Here is an 11549-nt window from a genome sequence, read left to right on the forward strand (position 1 = left end):
AAGGAAGTGACAGCCTATATCGACTATTACAACAATTATCGAATAAAAAGTAAACTAAAAGGAATGAGTCCTGTGAAATACAGAACTCATTCACAAATAAATTAATTTTTAATCCGTCCAACTTTTTGGGGTCAGATCAGAACGTATAGCTCCCACGGTTTTCTAGTTTTTATCAAAGAAGATTATTTAATTTCTACGTTTTCGACATTTCTAAAAATAATTTCCTCATTCTCCATTTCAATCAGTACCGTACTATCATTACTAATTTCTCCACTGAGAATTTGCTTTGATAGTTCGTTAAGTATAGTCCTCTGCATAACTCTTTTCAAAGGTCTGGCTCCAAATTGCGGATCATATCCTATTTTACCTAAATAATCAAGCACATCTTGAGTTGCATCAATTTGGATACCGTTTTCTTTCAATCGTTTCTGAACTTCTTTCCATTGAATATTTACAATCTGTCTTAAAATTTGCTCATTCAGTGGTTCAAACATAATCGTTTCATCTATCCTATTCAAAAACTCTGGCTTCACCGACTTTTTAAGCAATTCGAATACTTCGTTTTTAGTCTCCGTTAAAATCTGATCTTTTTTCCATTCATCGCCCCTGTAGTTCTCCGGACTAAGTCGTTCTTGAATCAGTGCAGAACCAATATTAGTGGTCATAATAATAATGGTATTTTTAAAATTAGCTAACCTTCCTTTGTTGTCAGTTAATCTACCCTCATCTAAAACTTGTAATAAAATATTAAAAGTGTCAGGGTGGGCTTTTTCGATTTCATCCAATAGTATAACTGAATAAGGCTTTCTTCGAACAGCTTCCGTAAGCTGACCACCCTCATCATATCCAACATAGCCCGGAGGCGCTCCCACCAAACGGCTGACTGCATGTCTCTCCTGATATTCTGACATATCAATTCGGACCATGGCATTATCATCGTTAAATAGATATTCCGCAAGCGCTTTGGCTAATTCCGTTTTACCAACGCCAGTGGTTCCCATAAATATGAAAGAACCAATTGGTTTTCGTGGGTCTTGTAAACCAGCTCTACTTCTCCTTACCGCATCAGATAAAGCAACTATCGCTTCTTTCTGACCAGCTACTCTTTTCCCTAATTGTTCTTCTAGATGCAATAATTTTTCTCTATCACTTTGCAGCATTTTAGTAACGGGAATACCGGTCCAACGTGCTACCACATCTGCAATTTCCTCCGAACCAACTTCTTCTCTCAGAAGCGTATGGCTAGAATTTTGCATTTCCGTCATCTTAGTCTGAAACTCATTCAGCTTAGCTTCCGCTTCGGTTAATTTCCCGTATCTAATTTCAGCAACTCTTCCAAAATCACCAGAACGCTCGGCTTGCTCAGCTTCCAATTTCAATTTATCAATATGCTCTTTTTGCTTTTGAATCCCCTGAATTACTTCCTTTTCACTTTCCCATTTGGCTCGTAAATCCTTACGCTTTTCTTCCAAGTCGGCCAGCTCACGATTTACAACAGCTTCCTTATCCTTATTCTTTTCTCTACGCATGGCCTCTCGCTCTATCTCCAGTTGCATAATTTTACGATTAAATTCATCCAGCTCTTCTGGTAATGAGTCAATTTCAATTCGCATTTTAGAAGCAGCCTCATCCATTAAATCAATGGCCTTATCTGGTAAAAATCGGTCAGAAATGTATCGACTTGAAAGCTCTACTGCGGCAATTACAGCATCATCTTTAATCCTTACGCCATGATGGACTTCATATTTATCTTTAATTCCACGAAGAATTGAAATAGCATCTTCTTGCGAAGGTTCATCCACATTTACTGACTGGAATCTTCTTTCTAAGGCTTTATCTTTTTCCACATATTTTTGATATTCTTTCAGTGTTGTGGCTCCAATTGCATGCAATTCACCTCTTGCCAATGCAGGTTTTAGAAGATTTGCAGCATCCATAGCGCCTTCACCTCCGCCAGCACCTATTAACGTATGAATCTCATCAATAAATAAAATGATTTGTCCGTCTGAATCGGTTACTTCTTTGATAACCGCTTTTAACCTTTCCTCAAATTCACCTTTGTATTTGGCACCAGCGACCAAAAGTCCCATGTCTAAGGAAATTAATATCTTTTCTTTCAAGTTTTCAGGAACATCACCATCTACAATTCTTTGCGCCATACCTTCCACTATTGCCGTTTTTCCTACACCTGGTTCACCCAACAAAATCGGATTATTCTTGGTCCTTCGAGAAAGAATTTGAAGTACCCTACGAATTTCTTCATCTCTACCAATAACAGGGTCAATTTTTCCAGCTTTTGCTTGTTCATTCAGATTAATAGAATAGCGCTCTAAAGACCTATATTTTGATTCTGCATTTTGGTCTTTAACTGTATCTCCTCCTCTTAATTCTTTGATTGCTTTGATTAAATCTTTTTCAGAGAATCCTGCATCTTTTAAAAGTGTTGCTGTTTTATCCCCTGCTTTTAAAATCCCTAAAATCAAATGTTCAATAGCCACATAATCATCCTTGAAGTCTTTCAAGAATTTCTTAGCTTCTGTTAACGCTTTATGGGCATCATTTGAAAGATAAGGCTGTGCACCACTCACTTTTGGATAGCTTTCGACTATCTCACTTAATTTAGTATCTAAAAATGCTTTATTAACATTCAATTTTTTATTCACAAAAGATAGCACATTCTCGTCCGTCTGCTGAATAGCTTTTAATATATGGCCAGTTTCAATCGCTTGTTGACCATTGGCCAATGCAATTTCAGCTGCTTTTTGAATAGCCTCCTGTGCCTTTATAGTATATTCGTTTAAGTTCATTTCCTTTATGATTTGGTTGTTAAAACACTTAATGCTTAGCAATTAATTTACCATTCTACCAGTACTGCCTTTATGACTTATTTTAAGTTAAAGTTTAATCTTTTCAAGACTTTTTGGCACGATTCAGATTATTTAGTGAATTTAAATATGTCAGAAAATGCATATATCAAATACATCGCAGTATATTATTACTAAAACCAAAATGGCTGTAAAATCATAAAATTGAATTATTTGAATATCTTTACAGATTATAAAACTTCATTTGTATTGATGAAACACTTTATTCTCCTGTTTTTACTATTATTGAGCAGTCAAATTGTAATGTCTCAAAAAGGAGATGTCCCACTACATCATTATGAAGTCCCTCTTCCTCCACAAGATTATATCTTCAATGACCTTACAATAGATAACCAAGGAAGATTATTAGCTGCCTATAAAAAAGGAATTCTACAGTTTGATGGCAATTCATGGTTAAAAATTGAAATTAATAGTAGTCCAATCAAATTCTTAAATATAAATAATCAAAAATATCTTTTGGCTAAAGATGGGATATATAAAATGAGTGAAGACAACTTTAATAAACTAAAGTTTGAACTTCTTCATGCTATCCCCATCAACTCTGTAGTCGCGGATTTAATTTACAATAAAGGAAAATACTATTTGCTAGCCAATGATTTGATTACCGTGCTAGACCAAGATTTCAATAAAATTAATACTTACGAATCGAAACTTGGTTATAAAGATATTTTCGTTTTTAATAGTAAGCTTTATGCCTTTGCTGGTAATTTTCTTCTAGAAAACATTGATGGAGTATGGGTGGATTTAAACCTATTTGCGCCAGACAACACTGATTTTTTATTCTCCGTCAAAGGAAACAATAATTTATACTTCGCTTACGATAATGGCGATTTTTACTCATTTAATGGAAAGGATTTCGAGCCTTATTCTAGCGAACTCAATCAATATTTTAAAGAAAACTATCCGATATCAGGAAAATTTCTTGATCAAAAAATCATCATTTCGACCTTAAGTGGTGGAGTAGTTTTAGCTGAAGAAAGCACCGGAAAAATTATTTCAACCATTCAGAATTACAATGGCCTTCCTACGAATGAAGTAACTGCTCTTACCATGGACTTTCAAAACGGATTATGGCTAGCGCATCCTTATGGAATATCACGCGCTTCTTTGAATATTCCTTTGTCCGATTTTCAGTTCTATCCGGGCTTGGAAGGTCTACCAGAAGTCACTTTAGTAAGAAAAGATACATTTTGGGTGGGCACTACCGAGGGATTATTTTATTTGAAAGAGGTGAAAGACTATGAAACACTTCAAAAAAAGTTAATCCAAAAAGTAAAAATATCAAATCCAGAAAGCATTTCTGCTGAGGGTGATGATGAAACCGGGAATATTTTTGGGGATTTATTCAGTTTCGGCAATGATTCGAAAGAAGAAGAGTTCATAAAAAATGAATTGAAAAAATACAGATCCATTTATCGGGAAAAGGGAATACGATTTAAAGAATTGAGAAATAAATTGGACGAGAAGGAACAGGAACTAAAAGATTCAATTCAAAACGTAGACAAAAAGAAAAATAAAAACGCTACATCACCTCTTAAATATCGGTCGGTTGTAAAAACAATAAATGTCAGCAGATTAAAATCTATAGACTTTGAATATCAAAGAATAGAACAGCTCGACCAGCATGTTGAATCACTAATTTCAACTGAACATGGTTTAATCGCAAGAAGCAATACTGGCGTATTTCTGATAAAAGCAGGAAAAGCAAATAAAATCACCAACCTAAGAATGGTAAAAAAACTTCTTTACTCATCTGTTTCAACCACCCTATGGGTCACTAATGAACAGGGTTTATTCAGTTTTGATTTGCTATCCGAAAACTACAATCCTAAGCAACATTCGACCCATGCTTATCACGACCTTTTAATATTCCAAAATCAGCTAATTGCTGTTGGTGCAAATCTGCTAGAGATATTTGAGATAAATAATAGCTCCTTGAAAACCATTCGAAAACTGAATATCATCAATAATTATTCTGAGGAAATGGCGGTTTTCACAAATGAGGGCGAGATAAAACTTTTAAGTTCGGAAGCTATTTTATCTGTTAGCACAAATTCCAATGAGTTTAAAATAGATTCATTATTTCAGAATCCGCTTAATTATTTTTTAAAGGATCAAAACGAAGAAGTTTGGATACTTTCTTCTCAGAATGAATGGAGTACTTTAAATGGTGAATTATCTAATCAAGCTAAAAAATGGCTACACATTGTACCCCCCATCAAAAATATTAACGTATTAAATGATTCCACAATTTTCTTCACTACTAATGAACGTATAGTACAATGGAAATCTAGTTTATTAAAAGATTATGATACCCCAATGACTTTTATTGATGGGGTAAAAGTGGATCATAAATGGTTAAAAAATAATGATCTTATAAAACTAAATCATGGGCAAAATAACCTGAAAATTATCTTGAGTACACCTGAATATTTATTTAAAGAAGATGTGATTTATCAATATTATGTTAAAGGCTTGATGGATGATTGGTCATCGTGGTCGAAAAGCAGAGAAATAGATTTTCCCTACATCCCTACAGGCGATTATAAATTACAAGTGAAAGCAAGAACCATACTCGATAATGAAACCACTTCTTTTAATTTAGATTTCAAAATTTTACCTCCTTATTGGCGAACTTGGTGGTTTTATCTATTAGAAATTATATTTTTTAGTATATTAATATTGATTTCAATTCGCCTAAATACTACTAATCAGAGTTCATATCTTACTAAAACTTTTACTTTTCTCACTTTAATTCTATTCTTAGAATTTTTGGCCACAATCGCTGAAAATAACTTAGCCGGATATGTTGATGATTCTCCAGTCTATACTTTTATTATAAATGTAGTTTTAGCATTATCCATCTCCCCTATTGAAAAAGGGATTTCAAAACTACTAGTCATTTTCAACACTGCCAGAGCAAAGAATTTAATATCTGAATTAAGAAAGAATCAATTAAAGAGAAAAAATGAGCCGAATTAAAATAGATGAGCCAGATAATTATTTATTTAAAGCAAAAATAACCACTAGAATAACTGATTTAAATTATGGCGGACATGTGGGAAATGATAGAATTTTTTCCTTTATGCATGATGCCAGAGTACAATTTATAAAATCTTTGGGTTACAAAGATGAAATGGATTTTGATGGGCTTGGAAATATTCAGACTGACGCTGCCATAACCTACAAAGCTGAGGTATTTGCCTTCGAAGATTTAACAATTGAAGTCGGCTTAAAAGATTTTAACAAATACGGATGTGATTTTATTTACCGTTTCAACAAATCAGATGGTACTCTTGCTGCTTTAGGCAAAACTGGAATTATATTCTTCGATTACGAAAAACGAAAGATTGCGCAAATGCCTAAGTCCTTTTTAAAGAAAGTGCAGTAGTCAGATATTATTACCTGACTACATTTACCCCTCCTCTTTGTTCGTAAATTCTTGAATTTACATCATCACTTCGGAAATTAATGATGTATGCGTATAAACCTTGTGGCACTTCAACTCCATTTAAATCAGTTGCATCCCATTCAAAATTTTTATCCCCAGATTCAAAAACAATAGTACCCCAACGATTGAAAATAATGATTTGAAAATCTGCCACGTATTCGTTTGCAAAAACTCTAAATGCTCGGTTTTGAGCAATTGCACTATTCGGTCTGATGGCATCTGGTGCAAACACTTTAGGCTGACAGTCCTCTAATACGGTGGTAGAAATATTGTACTCACAACCTGCAGCTCTAAGTAGAACGCTATATTCTCCTGGCTGATTAGCCACTACAACTCTGTTGGTAGAGGTACTGCCGTCAGGCAAAGTCCATGAGTAACTACCAAACGAACCTGGATCCAAGGTTACACTTCTTTCAGTTTCTAAACCCGTAGTACAAATAAAATAAGTATCTTGAATTTGTGGCTCAAAAATTTCCTGAACAGTTAATTCTCTATTAATAACTACAGGTTCGCAATTGCTATCATCATTAACAGTTAAGGTATATCGGCTAGATTCGTTAATAATCCATTCAACCACTCCATTTTCAGTATTAACTGGAGTAACATTCACGCCACCATTGTTTATTAAAGAAAATTGAGGATCACCAAGACCACCACTGATAGTGGCAATTAATAGAATCGTACCGTCTTCGCAATTTACTTCTGAATTTAAAGTGGCCTCTAATGCTGCATAAATTTCGTCTTCTTCAACAATTTCTTCCATTGAATTCCCACAAGTAACATTTCCAATTGGCGTAACCGTAACTTCATAAGTTCCTGCCTGAGTCACGGTAATCGTCTGTCCTTGCGCTCCGTTACTCCAGTTAAAGTTGAAATCAGCAGGATTTTGACCATCTAAAATAGCTGTCAAATCCGTCCCTCCATCACAATTTGTGGCAGGTTCAATAGCAAGGATATCGGCTTGTGGACTAAGCTGCACTTCTATAGTTGCTGTTGAAGAACATAAGCCAGGTTCATCAGCCGTTACTTCGTAAGTCCCAGCAGGAACAGCACTACTATCTTGCGGATCTGGCACAATGGTATATGTTGCATTATTGTTAAATCCGTTCAAATAAGTCTCTAAATCATAAGTTGCTCCACAACCATAAACCACATCATCTGGATTGAAATTAACGGAATCTGGTAAATTTAGTGTGAAATCAGCTACACCTAAACATCCGTTGCCACTGTCGTCAATTACTTCTATGCTGTAAGTTCCTTCACTCAAACCTGTTACATCAAAAGGATTTACTGATGCAATGCCATTGTCTTCCTCCGTTCCAGATTGATTAATAATTCTCCATTGAAAGTCATTTGTTAGTGTTCCTGCAGATGCGGTTAGTGTCACTTCAATAGATTGATTATCAGGAGTGCAATCAGCTAATCTTTGCACAGCCTCAACCGTAAACTCGGGATTGCTTAAAACCACTGTCTCAGTTGCACTACAATTTGTCAGGTTGTCCGTAATGGTGACATTGTAAGTTCCAGCTTCAAGACCGCTTGCTTCTGTTAAATCATCAGCTACGGCAGTTGGACCTGTCCAAATAATACTAAAATCTCCAGAACCACCATTTGCTGAAATTTCGATTTCACCATCAGAAACTCCACAAGCTGGATTAACCGTATTATCGACAGAAATGACTGGATTTTCATTTACTATTACTTCAATTTCATCTTCTGCGTAGCAAGTTGTGTCAGCGGGAGAAGGAATTTCCACCCTTATTAAGAATGTTCCTACTTGACTGGTATTTACATTGAAATTTTGTCCTGTAGCATCTGTCTGCAATACATCATCCACAAACCAACGATAATTAGTAGCATTTCCGCTAGCCTCTAACCTTAGCGTTTCCTCTTGACATACTGATCTGTCTCCTCCTAAATCAGCGAGATATGGAGGTCCTACAAAAATTTCAGCAACAGAAACGCAACCCGACTCACTAGTGATGGTTACACTGTAGTTGCCAATTTCTTCCACATCAATAGTTTGAGTGGTATCGCCTGTATTCCATAAATAGGTATGACCAGGTTCATCTACTATATCTTCTCCTAATGTTAATGAACTACCACAGAATGATCGCTCACTTAAAACATTGCTCACATCAGGACTTGCAAATAGCTCAAAATTTTGAACCAAAAGTTCATCATAACCACATTCATTAGTTATTCTTAAAGATGCTTCATAGGCTCCTGGCTCCAATTCAATGTCTAGCGTGTCTGTTTGGCTACTAGAGGTATATACACTGGAGTTATCGGCTAATGAAATTATCGTCCAGCTAAACTGATCGAAGCTTGTTTTACCATTACCTTCTAAAATCACAGGTTCTGAAGTACAGTTAGCAATTACATTAATGGATGGTTCCTGCTGAGGAGTAGATAAGTTTTGAACAAAATTAGGCAATCCAAGTCTGCTAGTTCGACCTGCCAAATCAAAAGGTTGCAATGTGCTGGCTAATAGTTCCGCATCTTCAGGTACATATCGTAGATCAGGAGTTCCAATCGAATATATTTCACTACTATTATTAGCTGCAATATATATCTGACCATTCGGTCCTGTTTGGATTGCTCCAGCTTCAAAATCTAATTCGGCAACTGTAACGCTATCAGGGTTTTCAATTTCTTCTATAGTGTAATCATCATCTACTGGAATTTGTAGCAATAATGAATTTTGACCATTATTGATTGTTGCATACAATAAATTACTATTTGGGGAGAATTCAATTCCATAAACTATTCCTCCAAAATTTACATCAATCAGAGCCTCTTCCCAATTTTCCAAACTATCTCTTCTTAAGAAATCAATAAATTGACCTCCTGAGTTATAAGCCTGAGCCACCTTATCCCCACCAGCTGCATATTTCAAATAACCAATAGCGGAAGAATTAGTAAGATAGTCGCTGCCTTGTGAAATATATTCCGGTGCATTTATTCCATCAATATTTACAGGATAAAGTCTATAGCTATTACTTCCTAATTCATGTGTTAATACATTAGTATTTTCAACTCCTTGAGCCGCTACCTTCTCCGTACTCTTAGTATAAAGCTTTCTGTTTTTTAGGACCACATCTCCTAATCCCTCATTCAATTTCATATCAATTATTGCATAGGAAAAAGCATTGGAATCGGAGCTAACATCTTCATTGAGAAAAAGGTAATAAAGCGATGGATCACCAGCATGGGCTACAGCAATTACACCTTGCGAGGCAGCAGGGTCGCCACCCAAATCAGTTCCGTTTGCCATTACTTCGTGCTCTGAATCCCAAACCACATCCCCATTGGTGTAGAAAAGTAAATCACCATTATCGTCAGAAACGGTGGCACAACCTTCTTCTGCTTCAATATTCCCATCAGTTACCGCCACAGGACCGTCTGGATTATTGAAATCAATACCTGCTCCATCTCCAAAATACCAGAAATTAGACTTTTGTTTCTCCTCCTCAAAAAGTGTTAATTCAAAACTTGCCGTAACCGTACAAGTTCCGACTGTAACAGCAGCGGTATAAACACCAGATTCTAAAAAGGTAGCCGTTCCGTCTCCGTTATCGGTGAATTTCTCTGGGTCTGGATTAATCCAAACCACTTCGTCAGGCTCCTCGCCATCTCCTAGTGTTGGTCCATAATTTTCTAAAGGCAATTGACATACGGTTGTATCTTGCAATTGCACTTCTGAACCAAATTCTTCAACATCTACATTTCTAGAGAACGTGAATACGTTTCCACCAGAATTTACTCTTAGAACAACCGGATACGCACCAGGTTCTTCATAAATATAATTCGGGCTTATTGCAGTTGAAATATCTCCATTTCCGAAATCCCAACTAACTGATGTTACATCTTCTAAATCACTGAAATCAGGGAAAAATGAAATCGGATTATTTTGACAGATGGACTGATTTAATTCGGAAGAGTACCAATCAAAATCTATTTCTGCCTCGATCAAGGCTGGTGGTGCAATATTTGGAAAATTATTTGATTCAGTAAAAGACTGTCCATCGAATAAATTCCAGTCTACTGATACAGAATCTGCTATGGAATCTGATTGCAGTATGCGACTCAAGAAATCCTCTGTTCCATTATTGTAAAGGAAATACATACTTCCATCAGGTCCATTTTGGAGCGCTTTTAAGTTTGAAATTGACCTATCCAGAATATTCTCTGATGTTGCACTGTCTAAGTTCAGTTGAATTAAACGAGCCTCTCCAGAAACCGTATTATTTTTGGTGTAATACAAATTATTTCCTCCTGCGGACCATTCTACATCTGTAATAAGTTGATCAACTGACCCCGTATTCGCTAACACATTTTCATTTTGAAAAACTGGGTTATTAACATCTAACACATTTAAGTCAAGAAGAATAAGGTTTTTAGGACTACCATTTACATTCTGCGAACTCATTGCCATTGTTAATGTATCACTTTCACTGTTTTGAAATGAAAGATTATTAACTGAATATTCAATGGAAAATTCGTGATTACTTATTGCTGTCAAGCTACCATCATTTTCTACTTGAACTAATCGCAGACTGTTTTCATTTTGAAATATTAGGAAAAAATTATCCCCGAATCGGTAAGCATTAATATAATCTGAAAGATTATTAAAGCTAGTGTTGGTATTGGCTGCGGATGAAGTTACCTCCCCGAATTCTCCCAAAGCCATATCTACACTCAACATTTGAAGCTGACCGTTATTATTTAGATAAATATAATAAATATTATCGTCTGCATTATTGGATGGCACAATAGCAACGGGATTTCGCAATTCGTTATTTCCTCCTATTGCAATACCTCCACCTGGTAATGGCTGATGGTTTTTTCCATAAATTATCTCTCCATCGGTATAAAATAACAATTGACCATCTACGGCATTCACCGCTACTGCAGCACCATTATTTCCAAAAGCTGGGTTTTGACTTTCTATTAAGAGTGCTATACGCTCTTCATTCCTATCAAATTGAATTGCACTATTGTTATTTCCAAAAAACCAGAAGGATTCAGAAAAATCCTGAGCATTCAGTTGGGTAAATGAAGTGGTCAGAATTATTAGAAGGAGATTAATTACTTTATTATTCATACAAATGGGTGTTGTCTACCTTACAATGCTTAACGTCAAATCGATAAAATAAATTTTCTTTATATGAAAATATATGAAGTAAGGAATATTAACGTTGTTGTAATTT

At 35.6% G+C, this 11549-nt stretch carries 5 protein-coding genes; 3 read left to right on the forward strand and 2 right to left on the reverse strand.

Annotated elements, in window-relative coordinates; all coding sequences use genetic code 11:
- The first annotated feature begins 6 nt into the window (after positions 1 to 6).
- Positions 7 to 105 (forward strand): IS3 family transposase, encoded by a 99-nt coding sequence (locus VFM92_RS14755; protein WP_414675557.1) that lies wholly within the window; start codon positions 7 to 9, stop codon positions 103 to 105.
- Positions 106 to 182: 77 nt separating this feature from the next.
- Here VFM92_RS14755 and clpB read toward each other — a convergent pair whose 3' ends face one another.
- On the reverse strand, positions 183 to 2807 hold the full coding sequence (gene clpB, locus VFM92_RS14760) for an ATP-dependent chaperone ClpB (protein WP_325123000.1): 2625 nt from the start codon (positions 2805 to 2807) through the stop codon (positions 183 to 185).
- Positions 2808 to 3038: 231 nt separating this feature from the next.
- Between clpB and VFM92_RS14765 the strand changes: the two genes are divergently transcribed.
- Positions 3039 to 5867 carry a triple tyrosine motif-containing protein gene (locus VFM92_RS14765; protein WP_325123001.1) on the forward strand — a complete coding sequence of 943 codons (2829 nt, stop codon included), beginning with the start codon at positions 3039 to 3041 and terminating at the stop codon, positions 5865 to 5867.
- Entirely contained in the window at positions 5854 to 6276 is a 423-nt protein-coding gene (locus VFM92_RS14770; RefSeq protein ID WP_325123002.1) for a thioesterase family protein, read from the forward strand. The genes VFM92_RS14765 and VFM92_RS14770 overlap by 14 nt, the downstream gene beginning before the upstream one ends.
- Before the next feature lie 10 nt (positions 6277 to 6286).
- On the opposite strand, the gene VFM92_RS14775 is transcribed toward VFM92_RS14770, so the two are convergent.
- Positions 6287 to 11443 carry a PKD domain-containing protein gene (locus tag VFM92_RS14775; RefSeq protein WP_325123003.1) on the reverse strand — a complete coding sequence of 1719 codons (5157 nt, stop codon included), beginning with the start codon at positions 11441 to 11443 and terminating at the stop codon, positions 6287 to 6289.
- Positions 11444 to 11549: the final 106 nt, after the last annotated feature.

The sequence above is a fragment of the Marivirga sp. genome (assembly GCF_035704835.1).
Lineage (GTDB): Bacteria > Bacteroidota > Bacteroidia > Cytophagales > Cyclobacteriaceae > Marivirga.